This window comes from Kouleothrix sp., assembly GCF_046328425.1.
Classification (GTDB): domain Bacteria; phylum Chloroflexota; class Chloroflexia; order Chloroflexales; family Roseiflexaceae; genus Kouleothrix.
Window position 1 is genome coordinate 56196 of the sequence record NZ_JAXLWP010000008.1, and the last position, 26936, is coordinate 83131.

The 26936-nt window shown below is 68.0% G+C and carries 21 protein-coding genes; 13 read left to right on the forward strand and 8 right to left on the reverse strand.

The window, feature by feature from the left end; all coding sequences use genetic code 11:
• The first annotated feature begins 158 nt into the window (after nt 1–158).
• The 10 genes from nusA (at nt 159) to U0177_RS08865 (ending at nt 9733) form a co-directional block, all read left to right on the forward strand.
• The gene (nusA, locus tag U0177_RS08820; RefSeq protein WP_409570244.1) at nt 159–1490 is read left to right on the forward strand and encodes a transcription termination factor NusA; all 1332 of its coding nucleotides are present in this window, start codon (nt 159–161) and stop codon (nt 1488–1490) included.
• 277 nt (nt 1491–1767) lie between these two features.
• On the forward strand, nt 1768–2049 hold the full coding sequence (rnpM, locus tag U0177_RS08825) for an RNase P modulator RnpM (protein ID WP_409570245.1): 282 nt from the start codon (nt 1768–1770) through the stop codon (nt 2047–2049).
• 226 nt (nt 2050–2275) lie between these two features.
• Complete coding sequence (locus U0177_RS08830; protein WP_409570246.1) at nt 2276–2791, forward strand: hypothetical protein; 516 nt, start codon at nt 2276–2278, stop codon at nt 2789–2791.
• Nucleotides 2788–4527 (forward strand): translation initiation factor IF-2, encoded by a 1740-nt coding sequence (gene infB, locus U0177_RS08835; RefSeq protein ID WP_409570247.1) that lies wholly within the window; start codon nt 2788–2790, stop codon nt 4525–4527. The genes U0177_RS08830 and infB overlap by 4 nt, the downstream gene beginning before the upstream one ends.
• 72 nt (nt 4528–4599) lie before the next feature.
• Nucleotides 4600–4989: a 30S ribosome-binding factor RbfA gene (rbfA, locus tag U0177_RS08840; RefSeq protein WP_409570248.1), complete on the forward strand. Its 390-nt coding sequence runs from the start codon at nt 4600–4602 to the stop codon at nt 4987–4989.
• A 64-nt stretch (nt 4990–5053) separates the two neighbouring features.
• Nucleotides 5054–5644, forward strand: a complete 591-nt coding sequence (locus tag U0177_RS08845; protein WP_409570249.1) for a class I SAM-dependent methyltransferase — start codon at nt 5054–5056, stop codon at nt 5642–5644.
• 6 nt (nt 5645–5650) lie between these two features.
• Nucleotides 5651–6652: a DHH family phosphoesterase gene (locus U0177_RS08850; RefSeq protein ID WP_409570250.1), complete on the forward strand. Its 1002-nt coding sequence runs from the start codon at nt 5651–5653 to the stop codon at nt 6650–6652.
• Between the two features lie 28 nt (nt 6653–6680).
• On the forward strand, nt 6681–7553 hold the full coding sequence (truB, locus tag U0177_RS08855; protein WP_409570251.1) for a tRNA pseudouridine(55) synthase TruB: 873 nt from the start codon (nt 6681–6683) through the stop codon (nt 7551–7553).
• Between the two features lie 66 nt (nt 7554–7619).
• Entirely contained in the window at nt 7620–8564 is a 945-nt protein-coding gene (locus U0177_RS08860; protein WP_409570252.1) for a bifunctional riboflavin kinase/FAD synthetase, read from the forward strand.
• Nucleotides 8561–9733, forward strand: coding sequence for a glycosyltransferase (locus tag U0177_RS08865; RefSeq protein ID WP_409570253.1), 1173 nt, complete (start codon nt 8561–8563; stop codon nt 9731–9733). The genes U0177_RS08860 and U0177_RS08865 overlap by 4 nt, the downstream gene beginning before the upstream one ends.
• A 105-nt stretch (nt 9734–9838) precedes the next feature.
• Here the strand turns inward: U0177_RS08865 and U0177_RS08870 are convergent, their stop codons facing one another.
• Together U0177_RS08870 and U0177_RS08875 are read right to left on the reverse strand one after the other, a co-directional pair.
• Nucleotides 9839–10942: an S-adenosylmethionine:tRNA ribosyltransferase-isomerase gene (locus U0177_RS08870; protein WP_409570407.1), complete on the reverse strand. Its 1104-nt coding sequence runs from the start codon at nt 10940–10942 to the stop codon at nt 9839–9841.
• A gap of 16 nt (nt 10943–10958) precedes the next feature.
• On the reverse strand, nt 10959–11669 hold the full coding sequence (locus tag U0177_RS08875) for an SDR family oxidoreductase (RefSeq protein ID WP_409570254.1): 711 nt from the start codon (nt 11667–11669) through the stop codon (nt 10959–10961).
• A gap of 328 nt (nt 11670–11997) precedes the next feature.
• Between U0177_RS08875 and U0177_RS08880 the strand changes: the two genes are divergently transcribed.
• From U0177_RS08880 to U0177_RS08890, 3 genes are all read left to right on the forward strand, one after another.
• Nucleotides 11998–12408, forward strand: coding sequence for a cyclic nucleotide-binding/CBS domain-containing protein (locus U0177_RS08880; RefSeq protein ID WP_409570255.1), 411 nt, complete (start codon nt 11998–12000; stop codon nt 12406–12408).
• Nucleotides 12409–12575: 167 nt separating this feature from the next.
• Entirely contained in the window at nt 12576–13451 is an 876-nt protein-coding gene (locus U0177_RS08885; protein WP_409570256.1) for a VOC family protein, read from the forward strand.
• A 35-nt stretch (nt 13452–13486) separates the two neighbouring features.
• Nucleotides 13487–15010 carry an MDR family MFS transporter gene (locus tag U0177_RS08890; protein WP_409570257.1) on the forward strand — a complete coding sequence of 508 codons (1524 nt, stop codon included), beginning with the start codon at nt 13487–13489 and terminating at the stop codon, nt 15008–15010.
• Nucleotides 15011–15167: 157 nt separating this feature from the next.
• On the opposite strand, the gene U0177_RS08895 is transcribed toward U0177_RS08890, so the two are convergent.
• The 6 genes from U0177_RS08895 to U0177_RS08920 form a co-directional block, all read right to left on the reverse strand.
• Nucleotides 15168–16541, reverse strand: a complete 1374-nt coding sequence (locus U0177_RS08895; RefSeq protein ID WP_409570258.1) for a phosphotransferase family protein — start codon at nt 16539–16541, stop codon at nt 15168–15170.
• Between the two features lie 55 nt (nt 16542–16596).
• The gene (locus U0177_RS08900) at nt 16597–18231 is read right to left on the reverse strand and encodes a phosphotransferase (protein WP_409570259.1); all 1635 of its coding nucleotides are present in this window, start codon (nt 18229–18231) and stop codon (nt 16597–16599) included.
• A gap of 62 nt (nt 18232–18293) precedes the next feature.
• A complete protein-coding gene (locus U0177_RS08905; protein WP_409570260.1) occupies nt 18294–19748 on the reverse strand; it encodes a phosphotransferase in 1455 nt (484 codons plus the stop codon).
• Nucleotides 19749–19774: 26 nt separating this feature from the next.
• Nucleotides 19775–21247: a phosphotransferase gene (locus U0177_RS08910; protein WP_409570261.1), complete on the reverse strand. Its 1473-nt coding sequence runs from the start codon at nt 21245–21247 to the stop codon at nt 19775–19777.
• Nucleotides 21248–21310: 63 nt separating this feature from the next.
• Nucleotides 21311–22780: a hypothetical protein gene (locus U0177_RS08915; RefSeq protein ID WP_409570262.1), complete on the reverse strand. Its 1470-nt coding sequence runs from the start codon at nt 22778–22780 to the stop codon at nt 21311–21313.
• Nucleotides 22756–26874 carry an ABC transporter transmembrane domain-containing protein gene (locus U0177_RS08920; protein ID WP_409570263.1) on the reverse strand — a complete coding sequence of 1373 codons (4119 nt, stop codon included), beginning with the start codon at nt 26872–26874 and terminating at the stop codon, nt 22756–22758. Before U0177_RS08920 ends, U0177_RS08915 begins: the two co-directional genes overlap by 25 nt.
• Between the last annotated feature and the right edge of the window lie 62 nt (nt 26875–26936).

A 26936-nucleotide genomic window follows, 5' to 3' on the forward strand; every position in this document is an offset into this window, starting at 1 on the left:
CTTTTCTTATTGTCACGAGCTACTCGGTTGCTGTCGTTGCGTCACGAGCCGTGCGCGCAGCGAAGCGGCCTCGATTGGGTATTTGCCTCTTCTATTGTTCCGTATGAACCAGGCGCTCGGAAGCAGCAGTTTGTGTTGACAGGGTAGGGTGAGGACCAATGAAACACGAGTTTTACGCGGCCATTTCGCAGATTGCGGCTGAGCGTGGGATTCCCAAAGAAGCAATTATTGAAGTGATGGAGAAGGCCCTGGTGACGGCCTACCGCCGCACGCTGGGCAATAACCCGCCACCGATAGAAGTTTCGGTCAAGCTCGACCCGCAAACCGGCCAGGCGCGCGTGTACGCCGAGAAGCAGGTTGTCGACGAGGTATACGACGATCGGTTTGAGATCGATTATGTCGATGCGAAGCGCACCAAGCCCGATGTAGAAATCGGCGAGACGATCGTCGTCGAGAGCACGCCGAACGATTTTGGACGCATCGCAGCGCAGACGGCCAAGCAGGTCATTCTGCAGGGCATAAAAGAAGTCGAGCGCGAGCATATCTACGGCGAATATATGGATCGCGAGGGCGAGCTGGTCACCGCGACGGTGCAGCGCGTCTCGAAAGGCAACGTCATCCTCGAGATGGGCAAGGCCGAGGCGATTCTGCCGCCTAAAGAGCAGGTCGACAGCGACCGCTACTACCACGGCCAGCGCCTGAAGGTCTACCTGATGGAGATCCGCCGCGAAGATCGCGGGCCACGCCTGATCGCGTCACGCACGCACAAGCAGCTGATCATGCGCTTGTTCGAGATGGAGGTGCCCGAGATCTACAACGGTACGGTCGAGATCAAGTCGATCGCCCGCGAGCCGGGGCTGCGCACCAAGGTCGGCGTCACCGCGCGCCAGGAGGGCATCGACCCGGTTGGCTCGTGCGTGGGCATGCGCGGCGTGCGTATTCAGAATATCGTGAACGAGCTGAATGGCGAGAAGATCGACGTGGTGCAGTGGTCGGCCGATCCAAAGGAGTTCATCGCCAACGCGCTCTCGCCGGCCCAGGTTGTCGAGGTGCAGCTGCGCGAAGATGAGCACGCCGCTACGGTGATCGTGCCCGACAAGCAGCTGTCGCTGGCGATCGGCAAAGAGGGCCAGAATGTGCGCCTGGCGGCTAAGCTGAGCGGCTGGCGCATCGACATCAAGAGCGCCAGCGCGCTGCTGGACGAAGAGCGCGCGGCAGCCGAGGCGCGCGATGCCGCCGACGCCGAGCTGCTGGCCACCGAGGCCGCGCTGGCGACTGCGAAGGTCGAGTCGCGCAAGGTGCGCTCGGATGGCACGGTGGTGTACCTGAATAACCGCTATGGCCCGCTTGGCGACGACCTGATCGGCGAGACGGTGCAGCTGCGCGCCACGCTGCAGAAGCTGAATATCTACAACAACGATCGGCTGATCGCCTCGTATATGCTCTCGGAGAACGAGGAGCCATCCGGCGACGCCGAGGACGAAGAGTAAGGCGGGCTTCACTAACAGGAGTTACGCGGTGCGCGTTTTTGCCTTCGGCAGAGCGGTACTTTTTCATGGATGGTGCTCAGATTGTGGCGCAAAGCGCCACAATCTGAGCACAAAAGAAAGTACAGTACCATGCTGCCGCAGGCAGAACAAGCTCATATCGCAGGCGACTGCGTAAGTCCTGTCACTAAGACTCTGGGCGCGATACATCGCGCCTGTGGCAAAATGTATGGCACAGTCAAAGAAAAAATCAGCAGGGCCGCGCCCCAAACCTGTGCCAATGCGCATGTGCGTTGCTTGCCGGCGCTCGGAGACCAAGCGCGGCCTGCTGCGGCTGGTGCGCGATGCCAATGGCCGGGTCGCGCTCGACCCGACCGGCAAGCGCGCTGGACGTGGCGCATACCTGTGCCACCAGCCAGCCTGCTGGGAGCAGGCGCTCAAACGCCAGGGGCTCGCGCGGGCGCTGCGTGTCGAAGCATTACATCAGGAGGATCTCGAAACACTCGAACGCTTCGCGCAGAGCCTTGCGCACGACCAGACGCCCACAGCAGCCGCGCAGTAGAACGATGCGGCACGCGTGGCTCAACTGCGTACGCCTAGGGCGTACGTTATACCTAGCAGCAACCGCCGAAACAGGTTCCGGCCCATAGCTTCTCGAGGACGCTTGTGGTATGGTGAGTGATCCGGCGGTAAGGAGTGATACTTGATGAATCAACTACAGATTATACTGCCGGGCACGCATAGCCTTCCGCCACAAGCGGCAATCTATTCCATGAGCGGCATGGGCGGTGGTCGCCCTGGCGGCGGCGGTGGCGGCGGTGGTCGCCCTGGCGGCGGTGGTGGCGGCGGTGGTCGCCCTGGCGGCGGTGGTGGCGGCGGTGGTCGCCCTGGCGGCGGCGGTGGCGGCGGTGGTGGCGGCGGTGGTCGCCCTGGCGGCGGCGGTGGCGGCGGTGGTCGCCCTGGCGGCGGCGGTGGCGGCGGTGGTCGCCCTGGCGGCGGCGGTGGCGGCTTTGGCGGTGGCGGCGGTGGCGGCGGTGGCGGTGGCGGTGGTGGGAACCGCAGCCGCGGCGGGCGCGGGCGTAGCGGCGCATCGCGCAACGACAACGCACGCAGCGAGATCGACGGCCCACCCACCGCAACGCGTAGTGGCGGCCGGCCGGGCGGCGGTAGCAATGGCATACGCGGTGGCGCAGGCGGGCGTAGTGGCCCTCCAGGCCGCGGCGGCCTGCCCGCGCGCGGGCCGGCGGTTCAGCCGCGCCCACCAGTGCGCCCCAAAGGCCCGGTCGAGCTGCCTAGCCTTATGACGGTACGCGAGTTCTCTGAGGCGACTGGCGTCGGCGCGTCGGATATTCTGAAAGCGCTGCTGAAGCTCGGCGTGCTGGCGAATATCAACCAGCAGATCGACTATGACACCGCCGCGCTGATCGCGACCGACTTCAATATTGAAACCAGCGAGTATGTCCCACCCCAGCTGGCCGGCGTCGTCGAGAGCATCAAAGATGTGCTTTCGGCCGAGCGCAGCGGCGACTTGCGCGCACGGCCGCCGGTAGTGACGATCATGGGCCACGTCGACCACGGCAAGACCAAGCTGCTCGACGCGATACGCTCGTCGCGCGTGGCCGAGGGCGAGGCCGGCGGTATCACCCAGCACATCGGCGCCTACCAGGTCGAAGTGCACGGCCGCAAGATCACCTTCCTCGACACGCCAGGCCACGAGGCATTTACCGCCATGCGCGCGCGCGGCGCCCAGGTCACCGATATCGTGATCCTGGTGGTGGCCGCCGACGACGGCGTGATGCCGCAGACGCAGGAAGCAATTGCGCACGTGCAGGCCGCCGGCGTGCCGATGATCGTGGCGATCAACAAGATCGACTCGCTCAACGCCAACCCCGACCGGGTGCGCCAGCAGCTGGCCAACGCCAACGTGATTGTCGAACAATTCGGCGGCGACGTGCCCTCGGTTGAGGTATCGGCCAAGCAAAAGCTCAATATCGACGGTCTGCTGGAAATGATCCTGCTGGTGGCCGACCTGCAGGAGTTCAAGGCCAACCCGAACGCGCCGGCTGTCGGCACGATCATCGAGGCCGAGATGGACAAGAGCCGTGGGCCGATCGCCACAGCGCTGATCCAGAACGGCACGCTGCGCCCCGAAGACAATGTGCTCGTGGGCGGGGTAACCGGCACCATCCGCGCGATGTTCAACGACGCAGGCAAGAAGCTGCGCTTCGCCGAGCCATCGACGCCGGTGGTGATCCTGGGCCTGAACGAGGTGCCGCAGGCCGGCGATATCATCCAGGTGATGACCGACCTGACGATCGCGCGCGAGGTGGCGACACAGCGCCAGCGCCAGCAGCGGATCGAAGCGATGGCCACCACGCGCGGCGTGAGCCTCGACGACCTGTTCAGCAACATCCAGCAGGGCAAGATCAAAGAGCTGAACATTATTCTGAAAGCCGACGTCAGCGGCTCGATCGGCGCGATCGAGCACGCGCTGGGCCAGCTCAACACGAGCGAGGTGCAGATCAAAATCATCCATCGTGGCACCGGCACGATTACCGAGAGCGATGTGAACCTGGCTGTGGCCTCGCGCGCGATCATCATCGGCTTCAACGCGCGGCCCGACCCGGCCGCGCGGCGCAGCGCTGAGCAGCAGGGCATCGACATCCGCTTCTACAACATCATCTACCAGCTGACCGACGACCTCAAGAAGGCCATGATCGGTATGCTCGACCCGGAGTGGAAGGAAGTGACCGAAGGCTTCGCCGACGTGCGCAACAGCTTCCGCCTGCCGTCGCGCGAGATCGTCGCTGGGCTGTACGTGACCGACGGCAAGATCATGCGCAGCTACAGCGTGCGCGTGCTGCGCAGCGGCGTGGTGATCCACGATGGCAAGATCGGCAGCCTGAAGCGCTTCAAGGACGACGTGCGCGAGGTGCAATCGGGCTACGAGTGCGGCTTGGTGGTCGAGGGCTTCACCGATGTGCAGGTGGGCGACAACATGGAATTCTACCGCAAAGAGAAGGTCGAGCGTACCGCCTAGCCGGCTCTCAGGTTTGCGTTTTGAGCTTTGCGCTGAAACTAGTCAAAGCTCAAAACGCAAAATTTAATAGTTATGTCAAAACGGACTGAACAAGTTGCCGACGAGATCCAGCGCATCCTGAGCGAGGTGATCCAGTACGAGCTGAAAGATCCGCGTGTAGGCTTCGCCACTGTGGTTGGCGTGGACGTAAGCGCCGACCTGCAGCACGCCAAGGCGCGCGTCTCGGTGATGGACGAAACCCAGCGCGCCGATACCATGGAGGGCCTCGAGCGCGCGCGCGGCTTTATGCGCCGGCGCGTGGCCCAGGAGCTGCGGCACCTGCGCATGGTGCCCGAGCTACACTTCGTGCTCGATACTTCGCTTGACTATAGCATGCGCATCGACGAAGTATTACGTCAAGTTGAGCTTGAGCGCCGCAGCAACCCGCCAGGCGACGCTACAAGCGACGCCACAAAAGACTGAGCGTTTGAGCCGGGCAGAGCGCGGGCGATTGAACGGGCGCGGGCATGGGCCGCGACGCAGCTGAATGGACGATGTGTATTTCAAAAAGCGGATCGACTACTACTGCCGTAGCCAGTCGTTCGCATTCGATGTCGCCCACACGCTATTCTCATCGCACCAGATCGACGATGGCACCGATCTGTTTCTACGCACGATCGAGCTGGCGACACCGCGCACCATCCTCGACATGGGCTGCGGCTGCGGTGTGATCGGGATCGTGCTGGCGCGCCTGCTGCCGGCGGCACGCGTCTACGCGATCGACCGCGACCTGCTGGCGATCCGCTACACCCGGCACAACGCCGAGCTGAACCATATCGCCAACCTGGAGGCGATTGGCAGCGTAGGCCTCGAGCATGCGCCGCGCGAGCCCTACGACCTGATCGTCGCAAACATCCCCGCGAAGATTGGCGACGAAGCGATCGAGCGCGAGTTCGTGCGCGATCCGTACGACCGGCTGCGGCCTGGTGGCGATTACTGGTTCGTGGTGGTGAGTGGGCTGAACCACCTCATCCCCGGCATTGGTGTGCGCAGCCAGATCAGGCTCAGGCAGGTCAAGAAACGCGCGGGCCACGCGGTGTATCATGTGCGCAAACCAGCCACTGGAACGGATAGCTGACACGTTATGACAATCTATACTGACCCAACCCAGGCCGCCCCCGCGCTGCTGGCCCAGATCGAGCAAGCCTCACGCATCCTCATTCTGACGCATATCAACCCCGACGGCGACGCAATCGGCTCGTTGCTGGGCGTATGGCATATGCTCAACCAGCTCGGCAGAACCTCGTTGCCGCTGGCCTCGTCGCCGCTGCCGGGCTACGCCACGTGGCTGCCCGGCGCCGGGCACATCCAGGTGTACCGCCAGGGCATGGCGCTGCCGGAAGCCGACCTGATCATCATGGTCGACACCGCCGCGCTGAGCCGGATCGGGCGGATCTACGACGAGCACACCCAGGCGCTGGCGAACCTGCCGATCGCGATTGTCGACCACCACGTCACGAATGATGGCGCGGGGCTGGTGAACCTGATCGACCCGCACGCCGCCTCGACCTGCGAGCTGCTGTACCGGCTGTTCCAGGCCATGGGCATCCGCGTCGACGCCGACATGGCGACGTGCCTGCTGATGGGCATCACCACCGACACGCAAAGCTTCCAGACCAGCGCGACGACCGCAAGCTCGCTGCGCGTAGCCGCCGACCTGCTCGACCTTGGTGCGGAGCAGCGCCGGATTGTGCGCGAAGTGTACTACGCGCTGCCGGCCAGCAGCGCCGAGCTGATCGGGCTGGCGCTGGCCGATATGCACAACGAAGGCCCGATCGCCTGGACGCGCGTGACGCTGGCGATGATGCGCGAGACTGGCGCCGAAGACGAGGCGGTGGACGAGGTGGTGCGCATGATGCAGCGCGTGGTTGCGGTGCATGCGCTGGTGGTGTTCAAAGAGCGGCAGGACGGCACCACCAAGATCAGCCTGCGCTCGATCCCGAGCATCAACGTGGCGCAGCTGGCGACACGCTGGGGCGGCGGTGGGCACGCCCAGGCCGCCGGAGCGACGCTGGCGATGCCGCCCGAGCAGGCCGAGCGCGAAGTACTGCCGCACCTGCTCGCGCTCGTCGAGGCGCGCGATTAGCGCCGCCTTGCTCGGCACCTCAACGCTAATGCATGGGTTTTTGAACATCGACAAGCCAGCCGGCATAACATCGCACGACGTGGTGGCGCGAGTACGGCGCCTGGCGCGGCAGAAGCGTGTGGGCCACGCCGGCACGCTCGACCCGGCCGCCACCGGGGTGCTAGTGCTGGCGCTGGGAAATGCCACGCGGCTGATCGAGTATGTGCAGGACGCCACCAGCAAGCGCTACCTGGCTACGGTGCAGCTCGGCGCGGCAACCACCACCGACGACGCCGAAGGCGAGGTTGTCGCGCGCGCTCCCGTCCCAGCGCTCGACGGCCAGGCGATCGAGGCGCTGCTTGAGCGCTTCCGTGGCGAGATCTTGCAGGTGCCGCCGATGTACGCGGCGCTGCACCACCAGGGCCGGCGCCTACACGAGCTGGCACGCGCCGGGATCGTCGTCGACCGGGAGGCGCGCCCGGTCTCGATCCAGCGGCTGTCACTGCTCGATCATACGCCCGACACGCTGACGCTCGACGTGCTGTGTGGCAAAGGCACCTACATCCGCTCGCTGGCGCGCGACATTGGCGCGGCGCTCGGCTGCGGGGCACACCTGGCGGCCCTGCGGCGCACCGCCGTGGGCCAGTTTGGCATCGCGAGCGCGGCGCAGCTCGCCGACCTGGAAGCGCATCCGGATGCGCTTACGCAGGCGCTGCGGCCGCCCGAAGACGCGGTGAGCGACTGGCCGGCGGCGACGGTGGAGGGCGAGGCAGCACGGCGTGTGCGCAACGGCATGCCGATCGAGCTGGTAGGCATCGCTGGCGACCGCGCCCGGCTGCACACACCCGACGGCGTATTGCTGGCGCTGGCGCGCCGGGCGGGCGAGCGCTGGCAGCCCGAGAAGGTCTTCGACTGGAGCTGATTAGCCAGCTTTGCCTGTGGGCGTGGGCGCAGGCCCGCGCAGCGCACGCGAAGCTTCATATGCACCATGGATATTGTTCAGGGCCTGCTCAGATCGATCAACAGCCGCCCGACGATCTTGACGATCGGCGCGTTTGACGGCGTGCATGTCGGCCATCAGCACCTGATCGGCACGACAGTGCGCCGCGCCCGCGAGCTCGGCTGCCAGAGCGCCGTGATTACGTTCGACCCGCATCCCGACACCGTGATCCACCCTGAGCGCGACCGGCTATACCTCACGAGTCTCGACGAGCGCATGGAGCTGATCGAGGCGCTGGGCGCCGATCTGCTGATCGTGCTGCCATTTACCCGCGAGCTCATGGGCCTGCCGGCGCACGAGTTCATGCAGCAGATCTGTGACGCAGTAGCGCTGCGCGAGCTGTGGGTCGGCTGGGATTTCGCGCTCGGCCGCAAGCGCGAGGGCACGCTGCCGCGGCTGCGCGAGATCGGCCACGAGCTTGGCTACAGCGTGCACCCGGTCGACGCGCTGGCCCGCGCCGATGGCTCGCCGATCAGCTCGACGCGCATCCGCGATGCGCTGCGCAGCGGCGACGTGGCCACTGCCGCGCGGCTGCTGGGGCGGCCGTTCGGCGTGCGCGGGCCGGTGGCGCGCGGCGATCAGCGCGGGCGCACGATCGGCTTCCCCACCGCCAATATTCAGGTGGGCGAGCTGCACATGCTGCCGGCCGACGGCGTGTATGTGTGCCAGGCGCTGATCGATGGGCAGCGCTACGGCGCGGTGACGAATGTGGGCCTGCGCCCGACCTTCGACGGCACGCGCCGCACCGTCGAGGCGTATATCCTCGATTTCGTCGACGATATCTACGACGAGGTCGTGCGGATCGACCTGCTCCACCGGCTGCGCGGCGAGCAGAAGTTTGCCGGTATCGCTGCCCTGGTTGCGCAGATCAATGCCGATGTGGCGGCGGCGCGCCACTGGCTCAAGCACGACGAGCGCGCCAAGGCGCTGTGAGCGGTAACGTGCGCATTCTCTTCACATTCGCGGGCGGCAGCGGGCACCTCGAGCCGCTGGTGCCGATCGCGCGCGCAGCCCAGGCTGCCGGCCATACCGTCGCGTTTGCCGGGCGGCCGTGGATGCGCCCAAAGGTCGAAGCGCTGGGCTTTGTGGGTTTTGATGCCGGCTCGGATGTGGGCCTGACGCCGAAACGCCTGCCGCTGGCACCGGTGAATACCGCTCAGGACATGCGCGATGTCGGCCGGGGCTTTGGCCGCCGCCTGGCGCGCGAGCGCGCCGCAGACCTGCTGCCGCTCTGCGCGGAGTGGCGGCCCGACCTGCTGGTGTGCGAGGAGATCGACTTCGGCGCGATGGTGGTGGCCGAGCGCCTGGGCCTGCCGTATGCCACCGTGCTGGTGATCGCCGCCGGCTCGTTTGTTCGGCCCGAGTATGTTGCCGTGCCGCTCGACGAAGTACGCGCCGAGCACGGCCTGCCGCCCGACCCCGGCCTGGCCATGCTTGCGCGCTACCTGGTGCTTGCGCCGTTCCCGCCCAGCTACCGCGACCCGGCCTTCCCGCTGCCAGCCACCGCGCGCTCGTTTCGGCTACACTCGCCTGGCGCCGGGCACGCCGCCCCGCCCGCCATTGCGCGGCGCAGCACAGCCCCGACCGTATACGCGACGCTCGGCACGATCTACAACATGGAGTCGGGCGACCTGTTTCAGCGCGTGCTGGCCGGACTGCGCGATCTGCCGATCAACCTGGTCATGACGGTGGGGCGCGATATCGACCCGGCCGAGTTTGGGCCGCAGCCGGCACATGTTCAGATTGAGCGCTACATTCCCCAGGATACCCTGCTGCCCTTCTGCGACGCGGTGCTGGTACACGGCGGCTCGGGCAGCGTCGCCGGAGCGCTCGCGCATGGCCTGCCTATGGTGGTGCTGCCGCTCGGCGCCGACCAGCCGCTCAACGCGGCGCGCTGCGCCGAACTCGGGGTGGCGCGCGTGCTCGACGCGCTCACGGCTACGCCCGAGCAGGTGCGCCTGGCTATGGCGGCGGTGCTGGCCGAGCCGGGCTACCGGCGTGCCGCCGAGCGCCTGCGCGACGAGATCGCCGGGCTGCCAGGGCCGGAATATGCTGTTCAGCTGCTCGAACGCCTCGCCGGCGAGCGCCGGCCGCTCGGGTAATACCAGCCCCGTTTGATCGCTTTTGCGATGCTCTGTCTGGGCATCGCAAACGAAATTTCGGGGGCGGCAATGCCGCCCCCGAGCCCCCACAGAGCGCGTGATCAGCTAAGGCAAGATCAGGTGCAGATCGCCGAACTCGTGCCACAGGTAGCGCTCGCGCAGCGCGGCCCGGTAGGTGACGCGCAGGTGCCGCCGCCCGGCCAGCGCCTCGAGCATCGCCAGGTGGCTGGCGCGCGGCTCGTGCAGACCGGTCAGCAGCGCGTCGACGGCGCGCAGCCGGCGCGGCGGCGCGATCACCAGGCGCGTCCAGCCCTCGCCGGGGTGAGCCGCGCCGTGCGCGTCGCACACGCTCTCGATCGCGCGCACCGCAGTTGTCCCCACGGCGATCACCCGGCGGCCCGAAGCACGCGCGGCGTTCACCAGCTGGGCAGTTTCGAGCGGCACGCGGAAGAATTCTTCGTAGGGCGGCTCGTGATCCTCGAGGCTGGCCACGCCGGTGTGCAGCAGCAGCGGCGCGATCTGCACGCCACGCGCCACCAGGCGTGCCAGCAGCTCGGGCGTAAACGCGCGGCCGGCCGAGGGCATCTCGGCGCTGCCCGCCTCGGTGGCGTACACCGTCTGGTAGTAGCTACCTGGCCACTGCTCGCGCACGTAGCCATAGCGGATCGGAAAGCCGTAGCGCTCGAGGTAGCCGTGCAGCGGCTCGGGCAGCTGGAGCGAAGCGACCCACAGGCGCGGCGCCGGCGTGGCCGGCTGGCTACGGTCGGCGCTGTAGGGCGCGTGCAGCGTGGCACTGCCTCCGGCCGGCAGCCGCAGCACCTCGCCGGCGCGCGCCTCGCGAAATGGCGCGCTGGCGGCGGCGGTCGGCCGGCGCAGCTCGACGATCCACAGATCGGCGGGCAGGTGCGTCGAGAGGTGCAGCTCAAGCGGCGTACCATCGGCGCGGCTGGCCGCCAGCGCCGCGTTGAGCGTGCCGCTGGTATTGATCAGCAGCACGTCGCCGGGCTGGAGAAAGCACGGCAGATCGCGGAAGCGCGCGTGCGACACCTGGTCGTTGGCGCGGTACGACACCATCAGGCGCACTTCGTCGCGGGCGAGGCCGCGCGCCTCGGGCGGCTCGGCGGCTTGGAGCTCGGGCGGCAGCTCGAAATCCAGGGCGGCAGGCGGCTGCGGCGCGGGCGCTCGTAGGGCCGGCGGCTCAAGCGACATGGCGGCGGGCGAAACGTTATGCATGGCCCACCACTGTATCGATGCCGGCCGGCAGCGCGCGCGCCTGGTAGCGGCCGCTCGGCAGATCGCCGGCGATCAGCGCAAGCAGGCCGGGAACGCTGGCCTCGGGCGGCGGCCGGTCGCTGATATCCTCGCCGGGGAAGGCTTCCTGGTGCATCTGCGTGCGCATATCGCCAGGGTCGACCCAGTAGACCCGCCAGGCTGGCTGCTCGGCGGCCAGCACCGCCGAGAGCTGCTCGAGCGCGGCTTTGCTTGCGCCATAGCCACCCCAGCCAGGGTAGGCCTCGGCGGCGGCATCGCTGGAAATATTGATGATTCGTGCATCCAATCGGAGCGCCGCGCGTAGACTCTGCAGAACACCCAGGGGCGCGACGAGATTGACACGGAACACCTGCTCGAGCACGCCGAGCGGGTAATCGAGCAACGCGGGCTGCGGGCTCGGGCCGAGCATGCTCGCGTTATTCACCAGCAGGTCGAGGCCGCCCAGGCGCGCGGCGGCGGCGGCTAGCGCCTGGCGGTGCGCAGGGTCGGCGACATCGCCAGGAACGGCGAGCACGCTGGTGCGAGCGGCCAGATCGGCGCGCGCGGCTTCAAGGGCGGCGGCGCCACGCGCGCTGACGATCAGCGCCCAGCCGCGCGCGGCTAGCTCGCGCGCCAGCGCCAGGCCAAGCCCGCGCGACGCGCCAGTAATAAGTGCGGTTGGCATATGCGATTCCTCCGATTGCCCTGAGGGCAAAACGGCGCCGTATATGGCGCCGGTACAGTGTCAAGCCGAAACTCAGGGAGTTTCACCTTGCAGGCTCACTATACCAGCGCGTAGGCGGCGGCGCATAGCCCTGGCGGCCAGTTGTGGCCTGTACTGAAGGACAGGCTGAAACCGATTTCGTGATTGTGCTTTTTATCACGATGGATGAAACTGGCTTGTAACCCAGTTACCCTACACTTGATTTGCCGCATTGTTCCCAGTAGCAGCGATGCTACCGGCTTGCTAGAGGCAGGAGGTCTGTGTGTACGAGCGTTTCGTGAAGGAGATAATGAGTCGCGACCTGATCAGCTGCGCAGTCGAAACATCGCTGATCCAGGTGATGCAGCGGATGACTGAGTACGCGATTCATGCTCTGGTGGTGCTGGACGAGGATGGCTACGCGGTTGGTATCGTGACACAGCTCGACGTGCTTGTAGCGCAGCGCCGCACGGTGCTGCCAGGCATGGGGCCGATAACTGCCGGCGAGATAATGTCGCCGATTGTACTTGTCTGCAACCCCGACATGACGCTACTCGAGGCCGCGACGCTGATGACGCGGAATCATATCAGCCGGCTGATCGTGGCGAAGCCGAACTGCGAACGGATCTACCCACTGGGCCTGGTTTCCATGACCGACCTGATCCGGCACGCGATCAAAGAAACCAGCGCGCCGCCGTCGCTGCGCCTGCAGCGAGTCTAGCGCGCCGGCCGCCGCTTCACGACGATCGCTTTTCTCGCCTGCCGCGCCGGGTGATCCTGCCACCCGGCGCGGCAGGCGAGCGCGGTTGGGCCGCCGCGCGAATTGCCGAACTCCCCGGTTCTGTGGTAGCATGCCTCGCATTATTCCCCACAGCAAGCGAGGCAGCCATGCCCCCCTTTTCAATCGACCCGGCCACTGTGGTTGGCCCGGTAGCACTACTTGTCGCGAACTTGCAGCGCGCCGAGCAGTTTTATGGCCACGTGCTGGGGCTGCGCGCCCTGCACCGCAGCGGGCCAACGCTCACGCTCACCGCCGATGGCGCCACGCCGCTGGTGCTGCTGATGGAGCAGGCCGGCGCGACGCCACGCCCGCCGCGCACGACCGGCCTCTACCACTTCGCGCTGCTGGTGCCGAGCCGGCTGGAGCTGGCGCGGTCGCTGCGCCAGCTGGCGGCCGTGCGCTACCCGCTCACCGGCGCCTCGGACCACCTGGTGAGCGAGGCCCTATATCTCAACGACCCCGACGGCAATGGGATCGAGATCTATCGCGACCGGCCGCGCGCCGAATGGCCGTGGCGCAACGGCCATATTCAGATGGCGGTCGACCCGCTGGACATCGACGGGGTGCTGGGCGAGCTGGAGCGCGATAGCAGCGACTGGCAAGGCATCGCGGCCGAGACCACACTCGGGCATATGCACCTGCACGTCGCCGATCTAGCCTCCGCCGAAGAGTTCTACTGCGGTGTGCTGGGCTTCGAGGTGATGGTGCGCTACGGCCCAGGCGCGCTTTTTGTTTCTGCCGGCGGCTACCACCATCACCTCGGCCTGAACACCTGGGCCGGCGTGGGCGCGCCGCCGCCGCCGCCAGGCTCGGCCGGGCTGCGCTATTTTGTGGTGCGGCTGCCCAACGCCGCCGCGCTCGAGCAGGTGCTGGCGCGCGTGCGCATGGCCGCGCTGCCGGCCGAAACCACCGACGCGGGCACGATCCTGCGCGACCCTTCGGGGAATGGCGTGGTGCTGGCGGTTATGCCACCGCGCGGCTGATATTCCGCGGATTTGCAAATGAACCAGGAGCCTGTATGCCTCGCCAGCGCGTGATTCTGATCACAATTGGTATTATGTTAAGTCTATTTATGGCCTCGATGGAATCAACCGTCGTGGCCACGGCAATGCCCACGATCGTCAGCCAGCTCGGCGGCCTTAGCAGCTACAGCTGGGTTTTCTCGGTATACATGCTTACGTCAACTACCACTGTGCCGCTGTATGGCAAGCTTTCGGATATCTACGGGCGCCGGCCGATCTACGCCGTGGCGATGGGCCTGTTCCTGCTTGGCTCGCTGCTGTGCGGCCTCTCGCAGAGCATGAGCCAGCTGATTGCGGCCCGCGCGGTGCAGGGTTTGGGCGCGGGCGGGCTGCTGCCGCTGGCGTTCATCATCATCGGCGACCTGTTCACCTTCGAGCAGCGCGCGCGGCTGCAGGGCGTGTTTTCGGGCGTGTGGGGCGTTTCGTCGATCGTTGGGCCGCTGCTGGGCGGCTTTCTGGTCGACCAGATTTCATGGCATTGGGTGTTTTATGTCAATGTAATCCCCGGCATGCTGGCGTTTGCGCTGGTGTGGCGCGCCTGGCAGGATCGGCCGCGCGCGGTTGGCGCGGCGCGGCCGGCGATCGACTACGCCGGCGCGGGGATGCTGACGTTCGGCGTGGTTGCGCTGCTGCTGGGGCTGGCCGAGCTCGGCACGCCATTGGGTTGGGCCGGGCTGGGCCTGGCGGCGCTGCTGTTTGGTGGGCTGGCGCTGGCCGAGCGCCGCGCCGCCGACCCGGTGCTGCCGCTGGGCCTGTTCCGCGACCGGATGTTCGCCGTGGCGTGCGCGCACGGCGTGCTGGCCGGCTGGGCGATGTTCGGCAGCACCGCGTATGTGCCACTGTATGTGCAGGCGGTGCTAGGCACCAGCGCCACCGCCGCCGGCGCAACGCTGACGCCAATGCTGCTGGCGTGGGTCACTGCCAGCATTATTGGCAGCCGGCTGCTGCTGAAGATCGGCTACCGCACCCTGTCGCTGGCCGGCATGGTGCTGCTGGTGATCGGCGCGCTGGCGCTGACGCAGGTGGGCGTGGGCGGCTCGGCCCTGCTGATCGCTAGCCTCGCGCTGATGGGCGTAGGCATGGGCCTCTCGATCCCAGCGTTTCTGATTGCGGTGCAGAGCAGCGTGCCGAAGCAGGTGCTCGGCACTGCCACCTCGACGCTGCAGTTCAGCCGCAGCATCGGCGGCACGCTGGGCGTGAGCGTGATGGGTGCGCTGCTGAGCGCGCGGCTCGCGAGCGGGCTGCTGGCCGCTGGGCTCGACCCCGCCGCCGTGTCGCTGAACACGCTGCTCGACCCGCTGGCGCAGGCTTCCGGCTCAGCCGCGCTCGACGGCGCGCTGCGCACAGTGCTGGCTGGCGCGATGCAGGGTGTCTTCTGGCTGGCCTGCGGCGCGGCGGCGCTGGGGCTGCTGGCCACGGCGCTGGCGCCTGCCGGCCAGATCGGCCAGCTCGCCGCGCGGCCGGCACCTGCCGCGCCCGAGGGCGAGCACGAGCCGCAGGTGATCGGCATGCTCGAATAGGCGCAGGAATCCCACGGAGCGACGCATACCAGATTCGGCTACGTGCTTTCTGGCGGGGGTTCGGGGGCGGCAATGCCGCCCCTGACTTTTTTGGTATGCCCTGCCCTGTTTTGCCGGGCGGGGCATACCAAACGCAGTTGGCATCAGGGGCTGTAGCTCAGGCAGCCTGCTCAAGCGCCGCCGCGGCGCGATCGACCAGGCGGCCGACGCGCGTGGCCCAATCGGCGTCGAACAGCTTCACGCGCCGCACCGTCGACTTGGTGAGCACAAGCGCTTCGTACAGCCGCGCGCGTGCCATCTGCTCGGCGTTCAGCTCGCCATAGCCGGCTAGAAACTGCTCTTGCGCGGCGGCGGCGCCCGGCTGGCCGTAGCCGTCGTACCAGAACTGGATATCGGCGAGAAACTTGCCCAGGTCGATCGTCGGGTCGGAGAGATAGCAAGTATCGAAGTCGATCAGCGTCATGCCGGCATCGGTGATCCACAAATGGTCGGCCTTGAAGTCGCCGTAGGCGAACGAGGGCGTGACCGGCGGCAGCGCGTCGTGCAGCGCCTGGGCGCGCGCCAGCAGCGCCTTGACGGTGGCGCCGGCGGCGGGCAGCAGCGGGTGAATGTACTCGGCGGCGCTGGCGATGCTCTTCAGCTCTTTGGCGAACGGGTGCGGCTGCAGCTCGACCAGCGACTCGGGCGTGGCGTGCAGCGCCCGGATGGCCGCGCCGGCCGCGCGCAGGTGCGCATCGGTGGCCGGGCCTGGCTCGCGCAGCAGATCGGAGAGCGGCGTGCCGACCACGCGCGGGTAGAGCACCAGGTTTTCGTCCGGCAGGTACGCCAGCGGCCGCGCCGCGCCAATGCCAATATCGCGCGATGCCAGCCACCCCGACACAGTTGTGGCGGTTTTGAACGTGCGCGCGCCTTTGTCGCTGTTATACACTTTCGCGAACAGCGTGCGGGCGTGGTCGATCTGGCCGCCGGCATCGGCCGGGTCGTAGCGCAGCACGTGGCGCTGGCCGGGGCGGTAGCGGATCGGCGTGATCTGGTAAGCGCCGGCGCGCGACTGCACCACCGGGTCGGCGGCGAGCAGCTCGCGCACATACGCCGGGTCGGAGAGGCGCGCGAGCTGCGGGTACTCGGCGTCGAGCGGGGCGATCTGCACCCACATGCCCCAGGCCGGGTCGTCGGCCGCGAGCGCGCGAAACGGCGCCGCCAGGCCGCGCTCGGCGATCTCGGCCTGCATGGCCGGGATGCCCTCGGCGGCGCCGCGCGGGTCGGGCTTGCCGAGCGGCAGCCAGTTGACCTCGACCAGGCGCGTGCCGCTGTGCTCGCCGCGCAGCTCGGCGGCGTAGTAGGCCTGCATGTAGCGGCCGGGCTTGTACTTGGCGCGCTGCAACACGAGGTTGCCGACCGACACGCCCGGCGCCAGCAGGCGATCGAGGGCGGCGCGCAGGGCCTCGCGCGGCGGCGGCGCGTTGAGCAGCCACTGTACGCCCTCAAGGCCAGCCTGGCCAGCAAGCGCGGTGGCGTAATCGATCTCCATCGTAGAACCTCGCTTATCATTTCGAGCGAGCACGGCGCGGGCCGGCAGCCGATAGCTAGCTGATCAGCGGCAGCACATCGCCGAGCAGCTCGGCTAGGTCGCCGGCGTTCACGGCAATACCGGCGAGCAGCGCGCCAACATACGCGGCGTAGCGCGTGCCCGGAATCGAGCGGCGGCGGCGGGCCTTCTGCGCCTCGGCCTCGGCCTCGGCTGGGTCGGCCGGCGGGAACACGCCAATCTGCTGGAGCAGGTCGACGAGCATAAGCATACCGTTGTCGTGCTCGGCCGGCTTGACCTTGATCCAGAAGTGCAGCGCGTCGCGCAGGTAGCTCCAGGCCTGCCACAGCGCCACGCGCTCGCGCGAGATCGGCGCAAGCTTCTCGTAGAACGCCAGAAATATCTCGGCGATCGCGTCGAGCCGGGCCAGCCGGGCGCGCCGCGTAGCGGCGTCGCTCGCCTGCTCGTCGCTCAGCGCATTCAGGCCGATGTCTTTGATCGCCGCGATAAACAGGCCCACGTCGAGCGCCGGCTCGGCCATGCAGAAGTCGTCGAAGTCGATAAAGCCGATGTGCGGGCCGTTGATCAGCACCTGCTCGGGGTTGAAGGTGCCGTGCGTCGGCACCGGCGCGTCGGCCGGGTTGGCTGCCGCCAGCGCCTCAAGCCGCGCCAGCAGCGCGTCGATGGCGCCGCGCAGCTCGGGGGCCGCAGCGTACAGCTTGCCGCTCAGGTCGTGCAGCTCAGCCCAGCGCTCGCCGAGCGATATTGTCGCGCCGTACTGCACACCCGACTGGTGCAGCGCCGCCAGGCCGGCGGCGGCGCGGATCATGTAGCTGTGCAGCTCGGCATAGGCGGCCGGCGTATCGGCCTTCAGTGCGTCCTTCAGCAGATCTTCCAGCGACTGCTCGGCGGCCACCGGCCCCTGCACCATCACCTTCTGCTCGGGGATGTAGGCCAGCGGCTCGGCCAGTGTCACGGTGGCGCCGCTCGCCAGCGGGGTGGCCCACAGCGCGGCCATGCCCTCGTAGGCATTGCGGCCCTTGCTGTCTTTGCGGTAGGTTTTGGCGATCACCTCGGTAGGCCATGTCGGCGGAGCGGCCTCGGCGTAGCCCAGGCGGTAGCGCAGCGTGCAGCGGCTGCCGGGCTTGTAGCTGATGATCTCGGGCTGGCAGCTGGCGATGCGCAGTTCGGCGTAGGCGCGGGTGCTGGCGCGGATGCCGGCCTCGAGCATGGCCCGCGCGGCGTCGGCGTCGGTCAGCTGCGGCATGGCGATCAGGTCGGTCTCGGGTGGCTCGGGCTCGAGCTCGAGGCCAAGCGCGGGCAGCGCCAGGCGCCAGCCCTCGGCGCCAAGCGGCCGCGCCGGCGCGGCGGGCGTGGCGGCGCCGCGCAGGTGTGGCGGGGTGAACGTGCCGCGCAGCGCCAGCGTGCGGGTTTCGTCGCCAGAGCCGGCGATCGTCAGGGTATAGGTGCCGGCCCAGCGCCCAGCATCTTTCAGCAGCATGCGCTTGATCTTGCAGGCTTTGAGCGTCTGCGCGCCCGAGGCGAACTCGGGCACGGCCTCGGCCAGCGCGGCGCGCACGGTTTTAGCCTGGAGCGGCGCGAGCAGCCATTCGGGCAGCGTGTCGAGCTTGCGCAGCCCCACGCTGATCTCCGAGTCGGGCAGGCTGTCGAGTGTACGGCTGGAGGATGTCATGGTGTCGTTCCTTCAGTAAGCGCCGCGCGGGCCAGGGGCGCAAAGCAATGCCGGGCCGGCTGCTAAACAACGCCGAGATTGTGCAGGTGCCGCTCCAGCAGCTGTACCACCAGCCGCTGATCGTTCGGGCGCGGCTTGGTCCAGCATTGGAGGCTATCGTTCAGGTAGAAAATCGCCTCCCACAGCGCCACGCGCTGCCGCGATACGGGGGCGTTGGCCTCGTAGCCGGCCAGAAAGCTTTCGTTCAGCGCGTCGATGCGCGCGCGCCGGGCATCGGCCTCGGCCTGGTCGCGCAGCTTGATATGCTCGTCGTACAGCCCGTTGTCCATGGCCGAAGCGCGGAACAGCGCCAGGTCGAAGGCCGGCTCGGCCATGCAGAACGCGTCGAAGTCGATAAAGCCGATCTGCGTGCCGGCGACAAGGATCTGCTCGGGCCGGAACGCGCCATGCGTCGGCACCGGCGCGTCGGCGGGCGTGGCGGCCTCGAGCGTGCGCAGGCGCTCGACCACCTGCTCGATCGCGGCAATTGGCTCGGGGAATGGCACGCGCAGGCTTTCCAGCTGCTCGGCCGCCTCGGCGAAGCCATCCTGCCAGGTGGTGCGCGCCTGCACCGTCCCGCCCGAGCGGTGAAACGCGGCCAGCGCCACGCCAGTGGCGTAAAACGCCTGGCGCAGCGCGCCCTGCTCGGCCGGGTCGTCGCTCAGCAGCAGCGCGAGCAGCATCTTCTCGAGGTCGCGCTCTTCGGGCACTGGCCCCTGCACGGTGGCCTGCTGCTCGTCGAGGTAAGCCAGCGGCTCTGGCACGCGCACCGCCGCGCTGTCGCGCAGGCCGGCGTCCCACACCGCGTGCATGCCGGCAAACGCGTTGCGGCCGGTGTCGTCGCCATAGACTTTCACGATGATCGTGTCGCGCCAGCCCTGGCCGGCGGCCTCGGGGCCATAGCCGAGGCGGTAGCGGATGACGGTGCTCTTGCCTGGCTTGTTGTGCACCATCTGCGGCGTGCAGCTGTGCACTGCCACCTGCGCATAGCCGGCGGCCTGCGCGCGCAGGCTTCGCTCGATCAGCTCGCGCGACTGCTCGGGATCCATCAGCAGCTTGAGCGCGGCGAAGTCCTTGCTCTTCTTGGCGCGCCCGCGCTTCAGCACCAGCCCAAGCTCAGGCAGCCAGCACTGCCAGTCGTCGGCCTCGAACGGTGGCGGGGTGGCCGGCAGCTCTTCGGCAGCCGAGCCGGGCGGCAGCAGCGTGACGCGCACCGGGATGCTCTGCTCGCCGTCGGGGCCGGCTACGCTGAGCTTCCAGTTACGGCCCCACTCGCCGTCGGCGCCTTTCAGGTGCAGCATGTCGATCGCGCAGCCGCGCAGCGTCAGCGCGCCCGAGGCGAACTCGGCGACGTGGCGGTTGAGCGCCCGCACCACCTGGTCGGCGTCGAGCGCCACCGCCAGCCAAGGCGGGATGCTGGCGAGCTGGCGAATGGCCTGCTCGGCAGGGTTGGCGATAGGTTCGGTTGAGGTTGCCACAAGTACGCTCCTTTGTGCGCTGGCGCCTATGTGGGCAACAGCCCGCTGCTGCTGAGCTGCGATTCCAACATCAGCATTGCGTTGCCGATCTGATGTGGTTTGACTTTGCTCCAGCAGCGCAGCACCACCGTCAGGAGGTCGAGCGCCTCCCACAGCGCCACGCGCTGCCGCGAGATCGGCGCGAGCCGCTCGTACTCGGCCAGGAAGATCTCGCAGATCGTGTCGAGCTGTGCCAGCCGCGCGCGGCGATCGGCCTCGCTGGCGTACTCGAACTCTTTTTGCTTCTCGGAGGGAGAGGTGTTGATGCCCATTTCCTTGACGGTCGCGCGGAACAGCGCGATGTCGAGCGCCGGCTCGGCCAGGCAGTAGCCGTCGAAATCGATAAAGCCGATCGCGTCGCCGTCGATCTGCACCTGCTGCGGGCGGAAGCTGCGGTGTGAGGGCAGCGTCGCCTCGGCCGGGTGCGCGGCCGAGATCGCCGCGAGCTGATCGAGCAGCGGCTCGGCCGCCGCGCGGAAGTGCGGATCGGCGGCGCTGAGCTTGTCGACCTCGCCGCGGATCTCGGCCAGCTCGTCGTCCCACGTCACGGTTTCGCCGTGGCGCGCGCCGCTGTGGTGCAGCGCCACCAGCCCGGCGGCGATCTTGCGGGTGATCGCGTACAGCTCGTCGAGGGCTGCAGGCGAGCCATCGCGCAGCGCCGAGCGCAGCAGATCCTTGTACGACCGGTCGCCGCGCACGGGGCCCTGCACCAGGATCTTGTGCTCGGGCACGTAGGCCAGCGGCTCGGCGATCGCCACCACATCGCCCTTTGAGAGCGGCGAGGCCCACATCTTCGACATAGCCTCGTAGGCGTTCTGGCCTTTGTCGCGACTGTAGGTTTTCGCCACCACTAGGTCGGGCCATTGCTCGGAGCCCGGCGCGGCGCCGTAGCCGAGGAAGTACAGCACGGTGCAGCGGCTGCCGGGCTTGTAGCGCTTGACCTTCGGCTTGCAGCTGGCGATCGTCAGGCCGGCGTAGTGCGGCGAGCAGGCGCGGATGCTTTCCTGCAGGAACGGCTGGGCCAGCGCGGCGTCGGTGAGCAGCGGCAGCGCCTCAAGCGCCGCGTCCTCGAAGTACATCCACAGGTCAAGCCCCAGCTCGGGGATCGAGCAGCGCCACTCGGGCGTGCCAAATGCCCCGCCGCTCGGCCGCGCTTCGGCTGCGGGCGCGCCAGGCGGCGTGAGCGTGCCGGTGAGCATTACGTCGCGCTTGCCGCCCTGGCCGTTAATCGCCAGCTCGAACAGCGCCTCCCAGCGCTCGCCTTTCAGGCGCAGCCGGTCGAGCTCGCACGTGCGCACCGCCAGCTCGCCGCTGGCAAACTCGGCGACGTGCCGCTTGAGCGCGGCGATCACCTGGCCGGGGTCGGTGGCGGCCACAAGCCAGTCGGGCAGGTGCTCGAGGTAGCTCAGGCCGGGCGTCCGAGCGGCTGGCGGTGCGCTTGTCGCATTGGTGGTTGTCATCACGCCGTTCCTTTGTTCATGATCAAGCCGGGTGCAGGCCCGCAAGGTGCGTATGGCGCCGGGCTACGCCGCCAGCAGCCCGCTGACGCGCAGGTGGCGCTCGAGCAGCGACATGGTGGCGTTCAGGCGCTCGGGCTCGACCTTTGTCCAGCAGTACAGCACCAGCGTCAGCAGGTCGAGCGTTTCCCACAGCGCGATCCGCTGGCGCGACACCGGAGTGTGCTGCTCGTAGCGCGCGAGAAACGCCTCGCAGATCGCCTCCATCTGGCGCTGGCGCTCGGCGCCGGCCGGGCTGTTCGGGTCGACATTCGCGGCGTCCATGCCCAGCGCGCGGGTTTTCCGCGTGAAGCGCGAGAGGTCGAGCGCGGGCTCGGATTGGCCAAAGCCGTCGAAGTCGATAAAGCCGATCGTGCCCTGGTGCAGCAGCACCTGGGCCGGGCGGAAGGCGCGGTGCGCCGGGCGGATCGGGTCGGGCGGCGTGTCGGCATTCAGCGCTTCGAGGCGCTGCAGCAGCGGCTCGGCGGCCTCGGCCAGCTCGGGCACCATGCCGGCCAGCCGCCCGATCACCTCGCGCACTTCGGCCAGCTCGTCCTCCCAGGTGATCACTTCGCCGTACTCGACGCCGGATAAGTGCAGCGCCGCCAGGCCGTCGGCGGTTTTGTTCATGAACGCGTCGAGCTCGGCCAGCGCCTCGGGCGTATTGGCCGCTACCGCCGATTTCACCAGGTCTTCGAGCGTCTGATCCTCGAAGATCGGCCCCTGCACCAGCACCTTCAGCTCGGGCAGGTAGGCCAGCGGCTCGGCCAGCGTCACAATCGCGCCGTCGGCGAGGCCCGATCGCCACAGCGCGGCCATGCCGTCGTAGGCGTTCTGGCCTTTGCTGCCGCTGTAGGTTTTGGCCACCACGATCGGCGGCCAGCCGCGCGACTGGTGTTCGGGCGCGTACTCAAGCCCATACACCACGGTGGCGCGGCTGCCGGGCTTGTAGCGCAGGTGCTTGATCTCGACGGCGGCGATGCTGAGGTCGGCATAGCCGGGCGAGCAGGTGCGGATGCCGCGCTCGAGCAGCTCGCGCGCGCTGGCCGGGTCGGTCAGCGTCGGCAGCGCCGGCAGCGCCGGGTCTTCGGGCTGGGGCCGCCGCTCGAGCCGCAGCGCGGGCAGGGACACGTGCCACTCGGCGCTGCCGAACGGCGCATCGGGGGTGGCCACAGCCGGCTCGGCGAAGCCAGGCGGCACCAGCCGGGCCGCAAGCAGGCTCGCGCGGGGTTTGGCCTCGCCCGGCGCCGAAACCTTCGCCTCGATCTGGCCGGTCCAGCCCTCCTGGCCCTTTTTGAGCCGCAGGCGCTTGATGCTGACCGAGTGCAGCGTCAGACGGCCGCTGGCGAAGTCGGGCACGTCGGCGGCGAGCGCCGCGCGCACGGCCGCAGCGTCGCCCGCCGGCCCGAGCCACGCCGGCGCGTCCATGAAGCGCCGCAGCCCATCGAAGATCGCGCTCTGCCGCGATGCGTCTAGTAGTCGAGCTGTGGTAGACACGCCATTTCCTCCTCGATGATTTCGATCGCGTTTTCGAGACGGCTGCCCTTGAACTTCTGCCAGCTGCGCAGCGCGCGGCGCAGCAAGCTGACCATCTGGTACACCGCCACGCGCACGCGCAGGCGCTCGGCGTCGTCGATGCGGCTGCCCATCTCGCGCGTGTACGTGCGCAGGAAGCGCTCACGCAGGTCGTCGGCGAGCGGCGCGGATGTGCCGTCGGCCAGCTTCTGGGCCTTCAGGCCGGCCACGCGCAGGTAGGCCAGGAAGTGCCCCAGATCGAGCGCCGGCTCGGCCTGGCAGACCGAGTCGAAGTCGACAAGGCCGGCCTGCTTGCCCTCGAAGATCAGCTGGGTGTAGGTGAAGTCGCCGTGGCAGAAGCCCGCCTGCAGCGAGTCGGACTGCTCGGCGTAGGCGCTCAGCTGCTCGAGCCAGCCGATCAGGCGGCCGGCCAGCTCGGGCGAGTAGCGCGCCATATCGGCGAAGCCCTGGCGCAGCGTCGCTAGGTCGTCGTCGAGCGAGCGGCGGCGGCCGAGCTTGATCTCGGAGGTGTGCAGCGTCGCCGCCACCTGGGCGCACACGTCGATCATCTCTTCGAGCGAGAGCATGCCGGGCGTGGCGGGCTTGCCGCGCAGCCGGGCCTTGAGCAGGTCGGAGATCACCGGCTCGCCGGGGATGGCCTCGAGCAGCACCAGCTGCATGTCCGGCCGCCAGGCCAGCGTGCGCGGCACGTCGAAGCGGTAGCGCGCGCCGATGTTTTGCAGCCGCTCGCGCAGCGCCGCCGTCACCGGGCCGGCCAGCGCGCCGGTGTTATCGGTAAACACCTTGCCGTACACCGTCCGCCGCTCGGCGCGGCTGGTGCCGGGCTGCTTGCCATCGACCTGGTAGCGCAGCACCGCGCGGTAGCGCCGGGCGTAGTCGACCAGCTCGACCTTGCAGCGCTCGACTTCGAGCGCGCTGTCGTGCGCTTCGGGCAGCGCCTCGCGGAACAGCTCGGCCATATGCTGCGGGTCGGTCGCCGGCACCAGCGCGGGCAGCTCGCCATCAATTGGGAACACGTGCAGGATCATGTTCAGCGGCTCGATGATCGCCGCTGGCGTGGCGAAAGGCGTAATCTCAGGCCGGCCGCGCATCAGCTCAACCAGCGGGGCCAGCTTGTCGCGCATATACAGCGCGCAGCGCAGCTGGTTGGCGAAGACCATGCCCACCACCATGGGTTGAATGGTCTGCAGTGTGATTCGATCCTTCGCCACCACCTCGTAGCGCAGCGCCACGCCCTCGCGGGGCAGGTAGGTGGCCTGGTCAAGCTCGCATTTCTCGATCGTATAGTTTGGCCGCGCCTTGCCGAACAGTGTCGCCTGGATCTGCTCGCGCATTGCCGCCGGGTCGAAGGCGATCGCGGCGCTGGGGAACTCCTCGCGGAACGCCTGGCTGTTCAGCAGGTCGAGCCGCTCGCCGCGCAGCCCCGAGCGCCCGGCCTGGCCGGCCTGCACTGGCGGCTGAGCGAGCTTGGGCGCCGGCTGAAGCTCGGTGCGGCCGGTAGCGGCCTGGGCCTCGGGCGGGGTCGGCGGGATCGCCCGCAGCATCGTGGTCTCAAATGTCGCGGCTGGCTGCGCCGGTGTGGGCGGTGCGGGCGGCTGCTGGGCCGGCGGCTGGTTCGGCTGAACCGGCCGTGGCATGGGCAGCGGCGTCTTGTGCAGCGCGGTTGGCGCGGCACGCGGCGGCGTAGGCGATTGCGGCGCGGGCGGCTGCGGCGCTGGGGGCGCCGGCTGGGCTGCGGCGGGCGGCGGTGCGGCCGGCTGCTGCGGCGGCAGCGCGCGCATCACCTGGGCTTGCTGCGGCGAGCGTGCTGCCGGCGCCGGTGCGGCGGCTGGCGCTGGTGGCGGGGCCGCCTGAGCGGCCGGTGCTGGTGCTGGGGCGGCCGGGGCGGCCGGCGCCGGCTGGGCCGGGGCGGCCGGCACCGCCTGCATCATCAGCGTCTGGAACGCCTTCTGCGACACCGGGGTCGGCAGCGCTTTGCCGATCAGCGTTTGGAACGCCTTTGGCGTCACCACCTCAACCTCGTCCTCGTCCTCCTCGGGCTCGTCTTCGTCGAGCACCGAAGGCACTGGCGGCTTGGGCAGTGCGGCCGGCTTGGCCGGCCTGGCCGGCTCGGCCAGCGCCGGCGTGCTGCTCATCTGGCCGCCCTGCTCGGCCACCACATCGCCGAACTGCTTGCTATACAGGTCGGCGTACAGGCCGCCGCGCTTGAGCAGATCTTTGTGCGTGCCAACCTGCTCGACCGCGCCTTCCTTGATCGCGATGATCTTGTCGGCCTGGCGGATCAAGTTCAAGTCGTGCGAAATGATCACGGTGGCCTTGCCGCGCATCAGCGAGCGCAGCGCCAGCTGCACCAGCTCGGTCGACTCGGCGTCCAGGCCGGTGGTTGGCTCGTCGAGGATCAGGATCGGCGTGTTGCGGATAAACGCGCGCGCGATTGCAATGCGCTGGCGCTGGCCGCCCGAGAGGTTGCTGGCGCGCTCGCTCAGCACTGTGTCGTAGCCGTCGGGCAGCTTCTCGATGAACTCGTGGGCGCTCGCCTGCATCGCTGCGGCAATGATCTCCTCGCGCGTGGCGTTGGGGCGGCCGTACGAGATATTCTCGGCCACCGTGCCGGTGAACAGAATCGCCTCCTGCAGCACCATGCTCATCTGGCCGCGCAGCGACTCGAGCGTGAACGCGCGCAGATCCTGGCCATCGACGGTGATCGCGCCAATATGCGGGTCGTACAGGCGCGGCAGCAGCTGCACGATCGTGCTCTTGCCGGCGCCCGAGCCGCCTACCAGTGCCACCACCTCGCCCGGCGCGATCGAGAAGTTCACGTCGCGCAGCGCCAGCCGTGGCTGCGCAGCAGCGCCGCCCTTGAGATCCTCGGGCTCGGGCATGTAGGCGAAGCTGACGTGCTTGAACTCAATGAAGCCCTGGAAGCGCGGCGCCTGGAGCGCGTTTGGCGCGTCCTGCACGGCTGGCGCGCGATCCATCAGCTCGGCGATGCGCTCGACGCTGGCGTAGATCTTGCCGACCGTGTTCCACTCCTTGATGATCTTCTTGGTCGGCTTGAACATATCGTCGATCTTCTTCACCAGGAACACCAGTGTGCCGAGCGCGATGATGTTCTGCAAGTTCAGAAACACGCCAAGGCAGATGATCAGCGCCAGGATTGCCGACTCGATCACCTTGAAGGTGAAGCTAAAGCGCGCCTGGATTCCGGCAGCCTCGAGCGATGCCTCCATGGTTTTGGCGCTCTGCTTCGAGAACTGCTCGATCTGGCTGGAACCGCTGCCATATACCTGGATCACGCGGATCGACGTCAGCATCTCCTGGGCGCTGGCCGCCAGATCGCCCTCGCGCGCGCGGGCCTTTTTCGAGGCGGCCTTGACACGCTGCGAAAAATAGTTCGAGATTGAGGCCAGCAAAGGCACCAGCACCAGCGCCACCAGCGCCATCTGCGGCGAGAGATACAGCAGCAGGGCAAATGTGCCAACCAGCGTAAGAATGCCGCCGACAATATCCGAGAGCGACGAAGTCATGAATTCTTCGATCGCGCTTACATCGCCGGTAACGCGGGTCAGCAGGTCGCCAGTGCGCTGCTTGCCATAGAACGAGAGCGAAAGCTTTTGCAGGTGCGAGTAGAGCGCCACGCGCATATTGAAGCCCAGCAGGCGCCCGCCTTTGGCCAGGTAGATCTCCGAGAGCGAGTCGGTCAGGCTGTTGAGCATGGCAATGATCACCACCAGCGCGGCCATCACGCCGACGGTCATCACCAGCGGCGAGGCGAACGCCGGAATCTGCAGCCCCGTCCAGCGCTGCAGCAGCAGCAGCACATCGGGATTCTTCGCCGGGTTCGCGAGGTAGTCGAGCACGTACGCCAGCGGCAGGCCATCGGCCAGCGCCGTCAGGGTTTCGGCCAGCAAAAGCAGGAAGCCGAGCACGAACGGCTGGCCCTGGCCTTTGACGAAGCGCCTAAGCAGCCGGATGATATGCCCCAGCTCGCTTTGTTTCTGCGCCGGCTTTTCAGGTGCAGCTGCCTTTGCGGGAACTGCCTTCGCGTTGCTCATAGTTCTTTCTCTCTCCACAAGTGGGGGATACTCGTACTGTTGTACCACGGCCGGCCGCAGGC

Bases quoted from the DNA above. Each gene is read 5' to 3' on its own strand.
- nusA (WP_409570244.1), top strand. From the start codon at position 159: ATGAAACACGAGTTTTACGCGGCCATTTCGCAGATTGCGGCTGAGCGT.
- rnpM (WP_409570245.1), top strand. From the start codon at position 1,768: ATGCGCATGTGCGTTGCTTGCCGGCGCTCGGAGACCAAGCGCGGCCTG.
- infB (WP_409570247.1), top strand. From the start codon at position 2,788: ATGACGGTACGCGAGTTCTCTGAGGCGACTGGCGTCGGCGCGTCGGAT.
- rbfA (WP_409570248.1), top strand. From the start codon at position 4,600: ATGTCAAAACGGACTGAACAAGTTGCCGACGAGATCCAGCGCATCCTG.
- U0177_RS08845 (WP_409570249.1), top strand. From the start codon at position 5,054: ATGGACGATGTGTATTTCAAAAAGCGGATCGACTACTACTGCCGTAGC.
- U0177_RS08850 (WP_409570250.1), top strand. From the start codon at position 5,651: ATGACAATCTATACTGACCCAACCCAGGCCGCCCCCGCGCTGCTGGCC.
- truB (WP_409570251.1), top strand. From the start codon at position 6,681: ATGCATGGGTTTTTGAACATCGACAAGCCAGCCGGCATAACATCGCAC.
- U0177_RS08860 (WP_409570252.1), top strand. From the start codon at position 7,620: ATGGATATTGTTCAGGGCCTGCTCAGATCGATCAACAGCCGCCCGACG.
- U0177_RS08870 (WP_409570407.1), bottom strand. From the start codon at position 10,942: ATGTCGCTTGAGCCGCCGGCCCTACGAGCGCCCGCGCCGCAGCCGCCT.
- U0177_RS08875 (WP_409570254.1), bottom strand. From the start codon at position 11,669: ATGCCAACCGCACTTATTACTGGCGCGTCGCGCGGGCTTGGCCTGGCG.
- U0177_RS08880 (WP_409570255.1), top strand. From the start codon at position 11,998: ATGAGTCGCGACCTGATCAGCTGCGCAGTCGAAACATCGCTGATCCAG.
- U0177_RS08885 (WP_409570256.1), top strand. From the start codon at position 12,576: ATGCCCCCCTTTTCAATCGACCCGGCCACTGTGGTTGGCCCGGTAGCA.
- U0177_RS08890 (WP_409570257.1), top strand. From the start codon at position 13,487: ATGCCTCGCCAGCGCGTGATTCTGATCACAATTGGTATTATGTTAAGT.
- U0177_RS08895 (WP_409570258.1), bottom strand. From the start codon at position 16,541: ATGGAGATCGATTACGCCACCGCGCTTGCTGGCCAGGCTGGCCTTGAG.
- U0177_RS08900 (WP_409570259.1), bottom strand. From the start codon at position 18,231: ATGACATCCTCCAGCCGTACACTCGACAGCCTGCCCGACTCGGAGATC.
- U0177_RS08910 (WP_409570261.1), bottom strand. From the start codon at position 21,247: ATGACAACCACCAATGCGACAAGCGCACCGCCAGCCGCTCGGACGCCC.
- U0177_RS08920 (WP_409570263.1), bottom strand. From the start codon at position 26,874: ATGAGCAACGCGAAGGCAGTTCCCGCAAAGGCAGCTGCACCTGAAAAG.